This is a genomic window from Streptomyces sp. NPDC054786 (assembly GCF_053611685.1).
In genome coordinates, this window is record NZ_JBSHAW010000061.1 from 21,754 (window position 1) to 38,131 (window position 16,378).

General features: G+C 71.1%; 14 protein-coding genes. 9 read left to right on the top strand and 5 right to left on the bottom strand.

Translation table 11 applies throughout. From position 1 onward, the window contains the following. The first annotated feature begins 167 nt into the window (after positions 1–167). The 8 genes from ACWGI6_RS34960 (at position 168) to ACWGI6_RS34995 (ending at position 8,897) form a co-directional block, all read left to right on the top strand. Positions 168–1,511, top strand: a complete 1,344-nt coding sequence (locus ACWGI6_RS34960; RefSeq protein WP_453271228.1) for an enolase C-terminal domain-like protein — start codon at positions 168–170, stop codon at positions 1,509–1,511. Continuing rightward, positions 1,508–2,308: an SDR family NAD(P)-dependent oxidoreductase gene (locus ACWGI6_RS34965; protein WP_453271229.1), complete on the top strand. Its 801-nt coding sequence runs from the start codon at positions 1,508–1,510 to the stop codon at positions 2,306–2,308. Before ACWGI6_RS34960 ends, ACWGI6_RS34965 begins: the two co-directional genes overlap by 4 nt. Before the next feature lie 60 nt (positions 2,309–2,368). Further along, positions 2,369–3,400, top strand: coding sequence for a sugar ABC transporter substrate-binding protein (locus ACWGI6_RS34970; RefSeq protein ID WP_453271230.1), 1,032 nt, complete (start codon positions 2,369–2,371; stop codon positions 3,398–3,400). 2 nt (positions 3,401–3,402) lie between these two features. After that, positions 3,403–4,989: a sugar ABC transporter ATP-binding protein gene (locus ACWGI6_RS34975; protein WP_453271231.1), complete on the top strand. Its 1,587-nt coding sequence runs from the start codon at positions 3,403–3,405 to the stop codon at positions 4,987–4,989. Beyond that, complete coding sequence (locus ACWGI6_RS34980; RefSeq protein WP_453271232.1) at positions 4,986–6,014, top strand: ABC transporter permease; 1,029 nt, start codon at positions 4,986–4,988, stop codon at positions 6,012–6,014. The genes ACWGI6_RS34975 and ACWGI6_RS34980 overlap by 4 nt, the downstream gene beginning before the upstream one ends. 7 nt (positions 6,015–6,021) lie before the next feature. Next, positions 6,022–7,023: an aldo/keto reductase gene (locus ACWGI6_RS34985; RefSeq protein WP_453271233.1), complete on the top strand. Its 1,002-nt coding sequence runs from the start codon at positions 6,022–6,024 to the stop codon at positions 7,021–7,023. 24 nt (positions 7,024–7,047) lie between these two features. Continuing rightward, on the top strand, positions 7,048–7,905 hold the full coding sequence (locus tag ACWGI6_RS34990) for an amidohydrolase family protein (protein WP_453271234.1): 858 nt from the start codon (positions 7,048–7,050) through the stop codon (positions 7,903–7,905). Positions 7,906–8,114: 209 nt separating this feature from the next. Then, entirely contained in the window at positions 8,115–8,897 is a 783-nt protein-coding gene (locus ACWGI6_RS34995) for an SDR family NAD(P)-dependent oxidoreductase (RefSeq protein ID WP_453271235.1), read from the top strand. 28 nt (positions 8,898–8,925) lie between these two features. On the opposite strand, the gene ACWGI6_RS35000 is transcribed toward ACWGI6_RS34995, so the two are convergent. The 5 genes from ACWGI6_RS35000 to ACWGI6_RS35020 form a co-directional block, all read right to left on the bottom strand. Continuing rightward, a complete protein-coding gene (locus ACWGI6_RS35000) occupies positions 8,926–9,597 on the bottom strand; it encodes a FadR/GntR family transcriptional regulator (protein WP_393906927.1) in 672 nt (223 codons plus the stop codon). A gap of 279 nt (positions 9,598–9,876) precedes the next feature. After that, positions 9,877–11,481, bottom strand: a complete 1,605-nt coding sequence (locus ACWGI6_RS35005; RefSeq protein ID WP_453271236.1) for an FAD-dependent oxidoreductase — start codon at positions 11,479–11,481, stop codon at positions 9,877–9,879. Between the two features lie 2 nt (positions 11,482–11,483). Next, positions 11,484–13,034 carry a glycerol kinase GlpK gene (glpK, locus tag ACWGI6_RS35010; protein WP_453271237.1) on the bottom strand — a complete coding sequence of 517 codons (1,551 nt, stop codon included), beginning with the start codon at positions 13,032–13,034 and terminating at the stop codon, positions 11,484–11,486. 49 nt (positions 13,035–13,083) lie between these two features. After that, complete coding sequence (locus tag ACWGI6_RS35015) at positions 13,084–13,872, bottom strand: MIP/aquaporin family protein (RefSeq protein ID WP_453271238.1); 789 nt, start codon at positions 13,870–13,872, stop codon at positions 13,084–13,086. Positions 13,873–14,101: 229 nt separating this feature from the next. Continuing rightward, the gene (locus ACWGI6_RS35020) at positions 14,102–14,866 is read right to left on the bottom strand and encodes an IclR family transcriptional regulator (RefSeq protein ID WP_453271239.1); all 765 of its coding nucleotides are present in this window, start codon (positions 14,864–14,866) and stop codon (positions 14,102–14,104) included. A gap of 259 nt (positions 14,867–15,125) precedes the next feature. On the opposite strand from ACWGI6_RS35020, the gene ACWGI6_RS35025 reads away from it, so the two are divergent. Next, positions 15,126–16,378 (top strand): homocysteine S-methyltransferase family protein (locus ACWGI6_RS35025; protein WP_453271240.1); only part of this gene is annotated, 1,253 nt, incomplete at its 3' end.

Sequence of the window (16,378 nt, forward strand, 5' to 3'; positions counted from 1 at the left end):
GGTCCGCAGCCCCTTTGCACGAAGGGGTCTCGATTCATCCGATCTGTATCGAGCGCTGTTCGGTCAACTTCCGTACGGGGTCTGGACGCTGCCTGACGCGCGGGTCTATACATCGGATGACCGGGAAAGGTCCGATGTTCTTCCGCAACATCTCAGGGGGCATGCCCATGGCCGCGGCCGACACCGTCACCGAGCTCGAGGTCCACGACGTCCGCTTCCCCACCTCGGAGCAGCTCGACGGTTCGGACGCCATGAACCCGGACCCCGACTACTCCGCCGCCTACGTCGTGCTGCACACCGACGGCGGACCACGCGGTCACGGCCTCTGCTTCACGATAGGGCGCGGCAACGATGTCATGGCCGCCGCGATCCGGTCCCTCGCTCCGTACGTCGTCGGCCGCCCCGCGCCCGCCACCGCCGCAGACCTCGCCGCGCTGCACCACGACCTCACCCACGACTCCCAGCTGCGCTGGCTCGGCCCCGAAAAAGGCGTGATGCAGATGGCGGCCGGCGCCGTGGTCAACGCCGCCTGGGACCTGGCCGCCGCCCGGGCCGGCCTGCCGGTGTGGGAGTTCCTCGCCGCGCTGACGCCGGAGGAGCTGGTCTCCCTCGTCGACTTCCGCTATCTGACCGACGCCCTGACGCCGGACGAGGCGCTGGCGATCCTGCGTGCCGCGGCGCCCGGCCGGGCCGAGCGCGCCGCCCGCCTCAAGGCCGAGGGCTACCCCGCGTACACCACCTCGCCCGGCTGGCTCGGCTACGACGACAGCAAGCTGGTGCGGCTGGCGAGGGAAGCGGTGGCCGACGGCTTCGGCCAGATCAAGCTGAAGGTGGGGGCCGACCTCGACGACGACAAGCGGCGGATGCGGCTGGCGAGGGACGCGGTCGGCCCCGGCGTACGGATCGCCGTCGACGCCAACCAGCGCTGGGACGTGGCCGAGGCGGTCCGCTGGATGACCGCGCTCGCGCCGTACACCCCCCACTGGATCGAGGAACCGACCAGCCCGGACGACGTCCTGGGGCATGCCGCGGTGCGCTCCGGCCAGCCCGTGAAGGTCGCCACCGGCGAGCATGTCGCCAACCGGGTGGTCTTCAAACAGCTGCTGCAGGCCGGTGCCGTGGACTTCGTCCAGATCGACGCGGCGCGGGTGGCCGGGGTCAACGAGAACCTCGCGATCCTCCTGCTGGCCGCAAAGTACGGCGTCCCGGTGTGCCCGCACGCGGGCGGGGTCGGGCTGTGCGAGCTGGTGCAGCATCTGGCGATGTTCGACTACGTGGCGGTGTCCGGGACTTGGGAGGACCGGGTGATCGAGTACGTCGACCATCTGCACGACCACTTCAGCGACCCCGTCGTCGTCGAGCGCGGCCGCTACCGCGCCCCGACCGCGCCCGGCTTCTCGGCCCGGATGAAGCCCGCATCGATCGCCGCCCACCGCTTCCCCGACGGGCCGGTGTGGCGCGCCCGTCGGCCCGCACACCGCCGGCCCGGCGAACAGGAGGTCTCCGCATGAGTTCCGCACCGCACCACGGCCGGCCGCCGGCCGACTTCGAGGGGATGGCCGCGCTCGTCACCGGCGGCGGCTCCGGCATCGGGGCGGCCACCGCCGCCCTGCTGCTGGCGCGCGGCGCCAAGGTCGCCGTACTGGACCGGGACCCCTCCGGCGCGCCCCCGGGGACGATCCCGGTCAAGGCCGATGTCACCACCGACGCCGCGGTGCACGCCGCCGTCGGTGAAGCGGTGGCGGAGCTGGGCGGCGCCCTGCACACCCTCGTCGGCAACGCCGGCATCGGCGCCGTCGGCACGGTCGAGGACAACGACGACGCGGAGTGGGGCCGGGTCCTGGACGTGAATGTGCTGGGCCTGGTGCGCACCGCCCGCGCCGCGCTCCCGGCGCTGCGCCGCGCCGCTGCCGACGCCCCGGGCCGGGTCTCCATCACCCACACCTGCTCCATCGCCGCCACCGCCGGCCTGCCGCAGCGCGCGCTCTACAGCGCCAGCAAGGGCGCGGTCCTCTCGCTGACCCTCGCGATGGCCGCCGATCACCTCCGTGAGGGCATCCGCGTCAACTGCGTCAATCCGGGCACCGCCGACACCCCGTGGGTCGGCCGGCTGCTGAACGGGGCCGACGACCCGGCCGCCGAGCGCGCCGCCCTCAACGCCCGCCAGCCGATGGGCCGGATGGTCACCGCCGACGAGGTGGCCGCCGCCATCGCCTCCTTGGCGTCCCCGGCCGCCTCCGGCATCACCGGGACGGCGCTCGCCGTGGACGGGGGGATGCAGGGGCTGCGCCTGCGGCCCGCCACCTGACCCGCCCCGCCCGTACCGCGACCCGCACCCCAGCCGCACACCACCACCGAGGGACCACCCATGAGACTGCGTACGACCGGCGCGGCGGCCTGTGCCGCGGTGCTCGCCACCGCCGCGCTCGCCGGCTGCAACCGCGGCAGCGACACCGCGGGCGGCAAGATCGGCATCGATATGCCCCGTACGGACACCGACTTCTGGAACTCCTACCAGCAGTACCTCGAAAAGGACCTGGACCACGGCGGACCGGCCGCGCTGCCGCTGTCCAACTCGCAGAACGACATCGGCAAGGTCGTCTCCAATGTGCAGGCGCTGACCGACCAGGGCGCCAAGGCGATCGTGATGGCCCCGCAGGACACCAGCGCCATCGCCTCCGAGCTGCAGCGCCTGGCGGAGAAGAAGGTCCCGGTGGTGAGCGTCGACACCCGCCCCGACGAGGGCAAGGTCTACATGGTCGTACGCGCCGACAACCGTGCCTACGGCGAGAAGTCCTGCGACTACCTCGGCAGGAAACTGGGCGGCAAGGGCCGGGTCGCCGAACTCCAGGGCGACCTCAGCTCGATCAACGGGCGGGACCGCTCCGAGGCGTTCGCGGCGTGCATGAAGAAGAAGTTCCCGAAGATCACCGTGCATGAGCTGGCCACCGACTGGAAGGGCGAGGTCGCCTCCGGCAAGCTGCAGAGCCTGCTCGCCCAGCACCCGGACGTCAACGGCATCTACCTGCAGGCCGGCGGCGCCTTCCTGCAGCCGACGCTCGCCCTCCTGGAGCAGAAGAAGCTCCTGCGGCCGGCCGGCTCCGACGGGCACATCACCATCATCTCCAACGACGGCATCCCGGACGAACTGGACGCGATACGCGCCGGGAGGATCGACGCCACTCTCTCCCAGCCCGCCGACCTCTACGCCAAGTACGCGCTGTACTACGCCGAGGCCGGCCTGAAGGGGAAAAAATTCGCGCCCGGACCCACCGACCACGGCTCGACCATCGTGAAGATCAAGAACGGTCTGGAGGACCAGCTGCCGGCACCCCTGGTCACCAAGGACACCGTCGACGACAAGAAACTGTGGGCCAACCAGCTAGAGAAGAAGAAGTAGCGGTGGGCACGGACGACCGCACGGCGGCGGTGCACGCCGAGGGCATCGTCAAGCGCTACGGCCCCACCGTCGCCCTCGACGGTGCCCGGCTGACCGTACGGCCCGGGGAGGCGCACGCCCTCGTCGGCCGCAACGGCGCCGGCAAGTCCACCCTGGTGTCCGTGCTGACCGGAATGGAGCGCCCGGACGCCGGCCGGGTCACCTTCGGCGGCGCGCCCGCGCCCGGCTGGGGCGACACCGCCGCCTGGCAGCGCAAGGTCGCCTGCGTCTACCAGAAGTCGATGACCGTGCCGGAGCTGACCGTCGCGGAGAACCTCTACCTGGGCCGCTTCCAGGGCGGGCACACCATCCGCTGGCGGGCGCTGCGCGAACGGGCCCGCGAGCTGCTCGCCGGATACGGCGTCGAGGTCGACCCGGCCGCCCGGATCAGGGAACTCGGCGTCGAACAGCGGCAGTTCGTGGAGATCGCCCGCGCGCTGTCGTTCGGTGCCCGGCTGATCATCCTGGACGAGCCCACCGCCCGGCTGGACGCCGGCGGCATCGACCGGCTCTTCGGCAAGCTGCGTGAGCTGCGCGCCCAGGGCGTGGCCTTCCTGTTCATCTCGCACCACCTCCAGGAGGTCCACGAGCTGTGCGACACCGTCACCGTCTTCCGTGACGCCCGGCAGGTGCTGACCGCGCCCGTCCCGGGGCTGGCGAAGGACGCGCTGGTGGCGGCGATGACGGGCGAGGAGGCGGGCCCCGCGCGGCAGCCGCGCACGGGCGCGCGCACGGCGGGGGAGCCGGTGCTGCGCACCCAAGGGCTGTCCGCCGACGGGCACTTCGCACCGCTCGACCTGACCGTGCGGGCCGGTGAGGTGGTGGGGCTCGCGGGCGCCACGGCCAGCGGCAACACCGCGGTCGGCGAGACGCTGGTGGGCCTGCGCGCCCCCGACGGCGGCCGGATCACGGTACGCGGGCGGCCGGTCCGTACGGGCAGCGTGCCGCACGCCCTCGCCGCGGGCATCGGCTACGTCCCCGAGGACCGGCACCGCGAAGGGCTCATCCTGGGCCGCAGCGTCGCCGAGAACGCCACTCTCACCGTCGCCGACCAGCTCGGGCCGATGGGCACCGTACTGCCCTCCCGGACCCGCGCGTTCGCCCGGCGGATGATCGAGGCACTGGACATCCGGACCACCGGGCCGGGCCAGCCGGTGTCCGGGCTCTCCGGCGGCAATCAGCAGAAGGTCGTGATCGCCCGTGCGCTGGCCCGCGAGCCCGCCGTGCTGGTCGCCGTCCGGCCCACCAACGGCGTCGACGTCAAGTCCAAGGACGCGCTGCTGGGCGTCGTACGGGAGGTCGCGGACGGTGGCAGCGGCGCGCTGATCGTCTCCGACGAACTGGACGATCTGCGGGTCTGTGACCGGGTGCTGGCGGTCTTCCACGGCCGGGTGACCGCCGAATTCGCGGCCGGCTGGCGCGACCACGAACTGGTCGCCGCGATGGAGGGCATGGCAGCCGCCGCCGGCGAGGACGTCCCGCCCGGCATCCGATGGGACACCGCACCCGACACCCGGAACACGCAAGGAACGGAAGGGACCGCGCCATGACCGATACCGTATCGCCGCCGGCCACCGACGCGGTGGCCGGCCCGCTGCGTCGGCCCCGGATCGATCCGGCCCGCTGGCGGGACTTCTCCCTGGTGCCGGTGATCTTCGTGCTGGGCGTCATCGGCTTCATCGTGTCGCCCGCCTTCCTCACCCAGGACAACCTCGTCGGCGTCATCCAGCAGTCCACGGAGCTGGGCCTGCTGGTGCTCGGCGAGGCGCTCATCCTCATCAGCGGGCGGATGGACCTGTCGCTGGAGTCCACCATCGGGCTGGCCCCGGTGGTCGCCCTGTGGCTGGTGATGCCCGCACACGGCGCCCGCTTCGCCGGGCTGGAACTCTTCCCCGCCTGGACGGCGATCCCGCTCTGCCTGGCCGTGGGCGCGGCGATCGGCGCCGCCAACGGCTTCCTCATCCTCACCCTGCGGGTCAACGGCTTCATCGCCACCCTCGGCATGCTCACCATGCTCCGCGGACTGCAAGTGGGCATCTCCGAGGGCCAGTCCATCGGCAATGTCCCGGAGTCCTTCGCCTACCTGGGCAAGGCCGACTGGCTGGGCATCCCGGCCGCGGTCTGGATCTGCCTCGCCCTCTTCGCGCTCGGCGGCGCGGCCCTCGGCTACCTCCGGCACGGGCGGGCGCTGTACGCCATCGGCGGCAACCCGGAGGCGGCCCGCGCGGCCGGCGTACGGGTGGACCGCATCACCTGGATCGTGCTGGCCGTCGGTGGACTGCTGGCAGCCTTCGCGGGGATCCTCTACACCGGCCACTACGGCGCGGTCTCCGCGAGCCAGGGCAACGGCTGGATCTTCCAGGTCTTCGCCGCAGCGGTGATCGGCGGCATCAGCCTCAAGGGCGGCCGGGGCACCCTCTTCGGCGCGCTCACCGGCGTCCTCACGCTCCAGCTGGTCATCAACGTGATGACCCTGGGCGGCGTGCCACCGCTGTGGACCCAGTTCCTCAACGGCATGATCATCATCATCGCGCTGGTCATCTCCCGCTTCACCAGCGGCGAGAAGCAGGACTGAGGCCGCCGTGCACCTTCCCCCGCACGGGCCGAGGGAGCTGGGACGGACCGGTGTCACCGTCCCGCCCCTGGGCCTGGGCTGCGCACCGCTCGGCAACCTCTACCGCGCCGTCCCCGAGGAGCAGGCGCAACGCGTCGTCCACACCGCCCTCGCCACCGGCGCCGGCTACTTCGACACCGCCCCGCACTACGGCGTGGGCCTGTCCGAGGAACGCCTCGGCCGGGCGCTGCGCGGCCACGACCGGGCCGGCTACACCCTCTCCACCAAGGTCGGCCGCCGGCTGCGGCCGCTCGCACCGGGGGAGCGGGCGGCCGGCGAGGGCTTCGTGGACACCCCCGCCCGCGCCCGGGTACGGGACCTCTCCCGCGACGGTATCCGCGCCACGCTGGACGCGTCCCTGGAGCGGCTCGGTGTGGACGCCGTCGACATCGTCTACCTCCACGACGTCGAGGACCAGTTGCGCGAGGTGTACGAGACCGGCTTCCCGGCCCTCGCCGAGCTGCGCGCCCAGCACATGGTGCGTGCCATCGGCTTCGGCATGAACCACAGCGACCTGCTGGCCCGCCTGGTCGCCGACCTGGACGTGGACGTGGTGCTCTGCGCCGGCCGCTGGACCCTGCTGGAGCGCACCGCCTTCGACGATCTGCTGCCGGAGTGCGCGCGCCGCGGCACCTCCGTGGTCGTCGGCGGCGTCTACAACTCCGGTCTGCTGGCCGACCCGTCACCCGGCGCGCCCTACAACTACGCACCGGCGCCCGCCGCCCTCCTCGAACGGGCGCGTCAACTTGCCGCCGTCTGTGCGGAGTTCGATGTCCCCCTCAAGGCCGCCGCGCTCCGCTTCCCCTTCGGGCACCGCGCCGTCGCCTCCGCCGTGGTCGGCGCCGCCACCCCCGAGGAGATGGCCGAGAACGCCGCGCTGTTCACCCATCACATCCCGGACGGGCTGTGGCATACGCTCGTCGCCCGCGGCCTGCTCGACCCCGATCTGCCGCTGCCCCTGCACGACTGAGCCCGACCCCGGAGCGCGCCCCTGATGCGTATCGACGCCCATCACCATCTATGGGACCTGAGCCGGCGCGAGCAGCCATGGATGGACGGGCCGTGGGCCGATCCGATCCGCCGCAGCTATGCGCTGACCGACCTCGTCCCGCATCTGACCGAGCACGGCGTCGACCGCACGCTCGTCGTCCAGTCGTCGTCCTCGTACGAGGAGACCGCCGAGCTGCTCACCTTCGCGGCGGGGGAGGGGCCGGTCGCCGGTGTCGTCGGCTGGGCCGACCTCCTCGACCCGGCGCTCGCCGAGGTCCTCGCGGCGCTGCCCGCCGGACTGGTCGGCATCCGGCATCAGGTGCAGGACGAACCGGACCCCGACTGGCTCATCCGCCCGGACGTGCTCCGGGGGCTGGGCATCCTGGCCGACGCCGGCCTGGTCTACGACCTGCTGGTCACCCCGCGTGAACTGCCCGCCGCTCACGCCGCCGTACGCGCCGTGCCGCAGCTGGCCTTCGTGCTGGACCACGCCGCGAAACCGGCGGTCGCGACGGGGGACTGGCAGCCCTGGGCGGACGCCCTCACCGCCCTCGCCGGGCTGCCGAACGTCAGCTGCAAGCTGTCCGGGCTGGTCACCGAGGCCGACTGGGACGCCTGGCGGCCGCAGCAGATCCTGCCCTACGCCCGGCACGTCCTGGAGGCCTTCGGCCCCGGCCGGGTCATGTTCGGCTCCGACTGGCCGGTGTGCACACTGGCCGCCGGCTACGAGGACGTCGTGGCACTCGCGGAGTCGGCCACCGGACACCTCGGGGCGGCGGAACGATCGGACGTCTTCGGGGGCACGGCCGGGCGGGTGTACGGCGTCGGGGCGTCGTCGACGCAGGGGTCTCCGGCCCGCTGAGGTGGCGTCCGATGCGGCGTCCGGATTCCGCCAGCTCCGGAACCCGCCACACCGGAGGATCGAGTCGTACCGCGGAGATACACCGGCAAAGCGGCGTATCCCGTACGTAATTCGGCCGGACCCGTCCGTCTGCGTATGACCGCCTGCGTCTGTGCGGGGCTGCGTACGTCTGCATACGGCTACGGACGACTCGACGCGAAAGTGATGACATGACGGAGACCGTGATGACGGCGACGACGGCGGCGAACGGGACCCGGCCGCTCACCGGCAAGGTGGCCCTGGTGACCGGCGGCAGCCGGGGCATCGGCGAGGCGACGGCGCTGCGGCTGGCCGCCGACGGTGCGGCGGTGGCGCTGACCTGTCTGAGCCGACAGGACAAGGCCGACCAGGTCGTCAAGGAGATCGAGCGGGCCGGCGGGCAGGCCTGGGCGGTGCGGGCCGACAGCGGTGACGCGGAGGCCGTGTGGGCCTCGGTCGCCGGCACCGTCGAACGGTTCGGGCGGCTGGACATCCTGGTGAACAACGCGGGCATCGGCGTGCTCGGCCCCGTCGAGGGGATCTCCCTCGACGATGTCGACCGGGTGCTGCGGACCAACGTCCGGGCCCCGTTCCTGGCGGCGCAGGCCGCGGCCGCGCATCTGGCCGAGGGCGGCCGGATCATCTCGATCGGCAGCTGCATGGCCGAGCGGGTCGCCTTCCCCGGCGGCACCCTCTACGCCACCAGCAAGGCCGCCCTCAGCGGCCTGACCCGGACCCTGGCCAAGGAACTGGGACCGCGCGGCATCACCGCCAACCTCGTCACCCCGGGCCCCATCGACACCGATATGAACCCGGCCGACGGCGAGAGCGCAGCGATGCAGGCCGGGCTCACCGCCCTGGGGACGTACGGCCGGGCCGCCGATGTCGCGGCGACCGTGGCGCATCTGGCGGGCGAGGGCGGACGGTACATCACGGGTGCCTCGATCGCGGTGGACGGAGGCTTCGCGGTCTGACCGGGAGCGCGGCGGGCGACGGCGGGCCTCACAGCGACGCGCGCAACCACTGCTCCACGCTGGCGATATGCACCGTCGCCCAGGCCCGCGCCGCCTCCGCGTCCCGGTCGCGCAGCGCGCCGAGGATCGCGCGGTGCTCGGTGAGAGTGCGGGTCACCGCGTCCTTCTGCGTCAGCCCCCGCCAGATCCTGGCCCGGGTGGTCGGCCCGGACAGCCCGTCCAGCAGCGAGCAGAGTACGGAGTTGCCGGACGCCGCGACGATCCCGCGGTGGAACTCCAGATCGCAGGCGACCAGATCCTCGACCGAGGGGCTCGGCCCCAGCGCGTTCAACTGGAGCTCCAGGACGTCCAGTTCCTCCAGGCCGATCCGGCCGGCCGCCATCGCCGTGGCGGCCGGCTCCAGGATCCGGCGGACGGCGAGGAACTCCAGCACGGTGTCATCGCGGTGGAAGTCCACCACGAAGCTCATGGCCTCCAGCAGGAGTTGCGGATCGAGACTGGTGACGTAGGTGCCGTCACCCTGGCGCACGTCCAGGATGCGGATGAGGGAGAGCGCGCGCACCGCCTCGCGCAGTGAGTTGCGGGACAGGCCCAGCTCGGACGCCAGCTCGCTCTCCTTCGGCAGCCGGTCGCCCGGCCGCAGCGCGCCGGAGACGATCATTCCCTTGATCTTCTCGATGGCCTCGTCGGTGACCGCCATGCCGACCTCCCCGCTCGGACCCACCCGGATACTGCCACCCGGATACCGTCACAGACATCCGATGTCTGAGCTCATTATGACCCGGCTCGCCGTCCCGATCCGCTCCCGTACGCGGCTATCTCGTCGACCCGGCCCGCCGCCCCGGCCCGCCGCCCCGGCCCCGCGCCCGGGTCCGGCGATGGGGCGGCCCCGTGGACCGCCCCATCGTCGTGCGCCGCACGCCACCGTGAGGTGCCGTCAGCTCCCTCGGCCGCCGTCCGCGGCGGCCGTCCGCTGCCGTCAGCCGGCCAGCATGTCCTTGACCTTGGTCCGCACGTCCTCCGTGTCCAGGCCACGGATCGTCAACGTGGTGCGGCGACGCAGCACGTCGTCGACCGTCTCGGCCCACTCGTTGTCACGGGCGTAGGCGACCTGTGCCCAGATCTCCGGCGCATCCGGGTGGATGCGCTCGGCCAGCGCCGGGTTGTCGTTCGCCAGCCGGGCGATGTCGAAGGACAGCGAGCCGTAGTGGGTGGCGAGGTGCCGCGCGGTCTCCGGGGCCATCCGCGGACCGGGCGTGCCGCCGTCGACGAGCAGCCGGTGCGCGACCGCGTTCGGGTTGGCGATGCCGGGCAGCGGGAGCTTCTTCGGCAGATGCGCGATCGGCTCCATGTCCTCGGCCAGCGGGTGGCCGGGCAGCGCGGCGAGCTTGTTCATGACCGTACGGCCGATGTGCCGGAAGGTCGTCCACTTGCCGCCGGCCACCGACAGCATGCCGCCGCTGCCCTCGGTGACGACCGTCTCGCGCTTGGCCTTGGAGGTGTTGCCGGGGCCGCCGGGCAGCACCCGCAGGCCCGCGAAGGAGTACGTGATCAGGTCACGCGACAGCTGCTGGTCGCGGACGGAGAAGGCGGCCTCGTCGAGGATCTGGGCGGTGTCCTTCTCGGTGACCGAGACATCCGCCGGGTCGCCCTCGAACTCCTCGTCCGTGGTGCCCAGCAGCAGCATGTCCTCCCAGGGGAGGGCGAAGGTGATGCGGTACTTGTCGATCGGGGTGGCCAGCGCCGCCTTCCAGGGCGCGGTCCGCTTGAGGACCAGGTGCGCACCCTTCGACAGCCGGATGGAGGGGGCCGCGTTCGCGTCCTCCATCTTGCGCAGGTGGTCCACCCACGGGCCGGTGGCGTTGAGCACCAGGCGGGCGTTGACGCCGAATTCCTGGCCCTCCGTCCGGTCCTTGAGCTCCGCACCGGTGACCCGGCCCTGGGTGAAGCGCAGGCCGGTGACCTCGGCGTGGTTGAGGACCGTGGCGCCGGCCTCGACCGCCGCACGGACGGTCATCAGGGCCATCCGCGAGTCGTTCATCTGGTCGTCGCCGTACACGGCCACGGCCTTGAGGTTGTCCGTCCGCAGCTCCGGCACGTCGCGCTGTGCCTTGGCCGGGGATATGACATGGCCGACGCCGTCGCCGAACGCGGACAGCGCGGAGTAGGCGAAGACGCCCGCGCCGAGCTTGGCCGCGCCGTGCGGGCCGCCCTTGTAGACCGGCAGGTAGAAGGTCAGGGGGTTGGCGAGGTGCGGTGCCACCTGACGGGACACCGCACGCCGCTCGAAGTGGTTCTCCGCCACCAGCTTGACCGCACCGGTCTGCAGGTAACGCAGACCACCGTGCAGCAGCTTGGAGGAGGCGGAGGAGGTGGCGCCGGCGAAGTCACCGGCGTCCACCAGGGCCACCCGCAGTCCAGCCTGTGCGGCGTGCCAGGCGGTGGAGATGCCCAGGATGCCGCCGCCGATCACCAGGAGGTCGTACGTCGCCTTGGAAAGCTGCTCCCGAGTCTCGGCGCGGCTCGCGTGCGAACCACTGGCCGGGTGCGTCCCGAGTGCCGGGACGCTCTGCAGGGTGCTCATGTTTACTCCTCGACAGTGCTGTCATCGAGCCAGCCCATGGAACGTTCCACAGCCTTGAGCCAGCTCTTGTACTCGCGGTCACGGGTGGCCGCTTCCATCCGGGGGGTCCACTCGGCGGCCCGGCGCCAGTTGGCGCGCAGTTCGTCGGTGCTGGACCAGAAGCCGACGGCCAGTCCGGCCGCATAGGCAGCGCCGAGGCAGGTCGTCTCGGCGACCATCGGGCGCACCACGGGGGCGTCCAGGAAGTCCGAGATGGTCTGCATCAGCAGGTTGTTGGAGGTCATACCGCCGTCGACCTTGAGCGAGGTCAGCTCGACGCCGGAGTCCTTGGTCATGGCGTCGGTGATCTCGCGGGTCTGCCAGGCGGTGGCCTCGAGTACGGCGCGCGCGATGTGCGCCTTGGTGACGTAGCGGGTCAGGCCCGCGATGACACCGCGCGCGTCCGAGCGCCAGTAGGGGGCGAACAGGCCGGAGAAGGCCGGCACGAAGTACGCGCCGCCGTTGTCCTCGACCGTGCTGGCCAGGGTCTCGATTTCGGCCGCGCTGTTGATGAGCCCCATCTGGTCGCGCATCCACTGGACGAGCGAGCCGGTGACGGCGATGGAGCCTTCGAGGGCGTAGACCGGCTCCTGGTCGCCGATGCGGTAGCCGACGGTGGTCAGCAGCCCGTTGTAGGAGTTCACCGGCTCGTGGCCGGTGTTCATCAGCATGAAGGTGCCGGTGCCGTACGTGGACTTGGCCTCGCCCTGCTCGAAGCAGGTCTGGCCGAACAGCGCGGCCTGCTGGTCACCGAGTGCCGAGGCGACCGGGACACCGGCCAGCACACCGCCGACGGCGCGGCCGTAGACCTCGGCGGAGGACTTGATCTCCGGCAGCACGGCCGCCGGGATCTCCATCGACGTGAGGATCTTCGGGTCCCACTCGAGACGGTGGAGGTTCATCAGCATGGTGCGCGAAGCGTTGGTGACGTCGGTGACGTGCACTCCGCCGTCGACGCCGCCGGTCAGGTTCCAGATGACCCAGGAATCCATGGTGCCGAAGAGGATGTCGCCGCGCTCGGCGCGCTCGCGCAGGCCCTCGACGTTGTCCAGCAGCCAGCGGATCTTCGGGCCCGCGAAGTACGAGGCCAGCGGCAGGCCGGTCTCGCGGCGGAAGCGGTCCTGGCCCACGTTGCGGCCGAGCTCCTTGCAGAGCGCGTCGGTGCGGGTGTCCTGCCAGACGATGGCGTTGTGGACCGGCTCACCGGTGGTGCGGTCCCACAGGAGAGTGGTCTCGCGCTGGTTGGTGATGCCGATCGCCTTGACGTCGGCGGCGGTGAGCCCGGCCTTGTGGACGGCGCTGTCGACGACCTGCTGGACGTTGGTCCAGATCTCGGTGGCGTCGTGCTCGACCCAGCCCGGCTTCGGGAAGATCTGCTCGTGCTCCTTCTGGTCGACCGAGACGATCCGGCCGTCCTTGTCGAAGACGATGCAGCGGCTGGACGTGGTGCCCTGATCGATGGCCGCAATGAACGGGCCGTGCCCGTGCGAGGAGGTGCTCGGGGTGTCGCTCATGGTGTGCTCCAAGAAGTCTGTGCGGGCGGAGTCGGGGCGGTCAGGCGGCTCAGGCGAACGCCACCTGGTAGATGCCCCCGGCGATGGCTCCGCCGATGAGCGGGCCGACGACCGGGATCCAGGCGTAGCCCCAGTCTGAACCGCCCTTGTTCCGCAGCGGCAGAAGCGCATGCACGATGCGCGGGCCGAGGTCGCGGACCGGGTTGATGGCGTACCCGGTCGGACCGCCCAGCGACAGACCGATTCCGGTGACGACCAGCGCGACCAGCAGGGTGCCGATGGCGCCGACGCCCTTCCCGTTGTCGCTCAGACCGAGCGTGAGGATCGACAGCACGAGCACGACGGTGGCGATGATCTCGGTGGCCAGGTTCTGCACCGCGTTCCGGATCTCCGGGCCGGTGGAGAAGATGCCGAGGACCGGTCCGGCGGCCGGCGCGGCGGACTGGTCGACCAGTCCCTCCTCGCCGGAATGGTCGGCCAGCACCTCGGGGTCACTCAGATGGGCCTGGAACTGTCCGTAGTACGTGATCCACACCAGTACCGCGCCGATCATGGCGCCGAGCAGTTCGCCGGCGAAGTAGACCGGCACCTGGCTCCACTCGATCCCGCCCTTGATGGCGAGGCCGATGGTGACCGCAGGGTTGAGGTTGGCGCCGGACTTCGCGGCGATGTAGGCACCCGTGAGGACGGCGAAGCCCCACCCGAAGGCGATGGCGACCCATCCGGCGTTGAACGCCTTGGAGCGCTTGAACGTGACGGCGGCGCAGACGCCACCGCCGAGCAAGATCAGCACAGCGGTACCGATGGTCTCGCTGATGAAGATGTCGGAGCTGGACACCCGCGACTCCTTTGTCCTTGGTCCAGGGGAAGACGAACCCCGGGTCCCGTCCGGTGGTCCGCGCCCTCCTAGAGGGCGGTAGTCGGCCCGCGGCAGTGCCTCACCATAGCGAATATTGCCGTTAGGTGTTCGACAATGCCGACCGACGAACGGCAGTTTTGTTCACCGTTAGGACCCCGTCAAGGGTTCCGTGGCCAAAAACTTAGGTGAACTTATGGGGTGAATACGGTCAGAATCGCCCTGCGCCAAGATCACGGGACACAGCGCGTGCGCAATCCCTCACTGCGGCGATGATTTCCGGCCGCAGTTCGCCCTCCTGACAGACCCGCTCCACCGCTCCGGTGACACCCACCGCACCCACCGGCATCCGCCGCCGGTCGTGGATCGGCGCGGCCACCGACGCCACGCCTTCCCAGGTCTCTTCCACGTCCGCGGCCCAGCCCCGCGCCCGGGTCAGGTCCAGCAGCCCCTCGAAGTCCCCCAGCCCGGTCACCGTGCGCGGGGTGAAGGCCTTCCGGTCCGCCTCGACGATCTCGCTGTGCGCCACCGGGTCGTACGCCGACAGCACCTTGCCCAGCGCCGTGCTGTGCAGCGGCTGCATCGCGCCCACCTCCAGCACCTGCCGGCTGTCGTCCGGCCGGAAGACGTGGTGGACGACCAGCACGCCCTGCAGGTGCAGCACGCCGAGGTAGACGGCCTCACCGCTGGAGCGGGCCAGATCGTCGGTCCATACGAGGGCGCGGGCGCGCAGCTCGTGCACGTCCAGGTAGCTGTTGCCCAGCCGCAGCAGCTCCGCGCCCAGCTGATAGCGGCCGGACGCGACGTCCTGCTCGACGAAGCCCTCCTGCTGCAGCGTGCGCAGGATCCCGTGGGCGGTGCCCTTGGCCAGTCCCAGTGAGGAGGAGATGTCGGAGAGTCCCAGCCGCCGTTCCCCTCCTGCGAGCAGCCGCAGCATCGCTGCGGCGCGCTCCAGCGACTGGATGGTGCGTGCCATCGGGCAACCTCCGAAGTGAGCGGTTCGACAATGCTGAACGATATCGGTCCATGCCGACTGCAGTCAGCGGTCTGGAGCCTTTTGCTGAGCGAACGGAGTGTGCCAACGATCACGGTGTGTGCAGGCAGGGGGGTGGAGTAGTGCTGTCCACGGCGTGGAACGGGGAACACCTGTACCGGACCGGCAGCTACGCTGGCCGGGTGCGCCCTCTCCAGGAGGGTGCAAAGCCGACAGCCGTCGCAACCACGGGAGCATCTCCATGGCCTCGAACACGCCAACATCCATCAACACGTCTCGCGTCGCATCGTTGCGTGAGGCGTTGGCCTCGCGGGTGGTGGTCGCCGATGGGGCGATGGGCACCATGCTGCAGGCGCAGGATCCGTCCATGGAGGACTTTCAGCAGCTGGAGGGCTGTAACGAGATCCTCAATGTCACGCGGCCGGACATTGTGCGGTCGGTGCACGAGGAGTACTTCGCGGTCGGTGTGGACTGTGTGGAGACCAACACGTTCGGTGCGAACTTCGCGGCGCTTGCGGAGTACGACATTCCCGAGCGGGTCTTCGAGCTGTCGGAGGCCGGTGCGCGCATCGCGCGTGAGGTGGCCGACGAGTTCACCGCCTCGACGGGGCAGCAGCGTTATGTGCTGGGGTCGATGGGTCCGGGCACGAAGCTGCCGACGCTGGGGCATGCCCCCTACGTCAAGCTGCGCGACGCGTATCAGCAGAACGCGGAGGGGATGATCGCCGGGGGTGCGGACGCGCTGCTGGTGGAGACGACGCAGGACCTGTTGCAGACGAAGGCCGGGATCCTGGGTGCGCGGCGGGCGCTGAAGGCTACCGGGAGCGATCTGCCGGTGATCTGTTCGGTGACGGTGGAGACGACCGGCACGATGTTGCTGGGGTCGGAGATCGGGGCGGCGCTGACGGCGCTGGAGCCGCTGGGCATCGACATGATCGGCTTGAACTGCGCGACCGGTCCGGCGGAGATGAGTGAGCACCTGCGCTATCTGGCCCGGCATTCGCGGGTGCCGCTGGCGTGTATGCCCAATGCGGGGCTGCCGGTGCTGGGCAAGAACGGTGCGCATTATCCGCTGACCGCCCAGGAGCTGGCGGATGCGCAGGAGACGTTCGTCGCGGAGTACGGGCTGTCCCTGGTGGGCGGGTGCTGTGGGACGACGCCGGAGCATCTGCGGCAGGTCGTCGAGCGGGTGCGGGGCAGTGTCCCCGCGGTGCGTGAGCCGCGTCCCGAGCCGGGGGCGGCGTCGTTGTATCAGACGGTGCCGTTCCGGCAGGACACGTCGTATCTGGCGATCGGTGAGCGGACCAATGCCAACGGGTCGAAGAAGTTCCGTGAGGCGATGCTGGAGGGCCGGTGGGACGACTGTGTGGAGATGGTGCGCGACCAGATCCGTGAGGGTGCCCACATGCTCGACCTGTGTGTCGACTATGTCGGCCGGGACGGTGTGGCGGACATGGAGGAGCTGGCGGGCCGTTTCGCGACCGCTTCGACGCT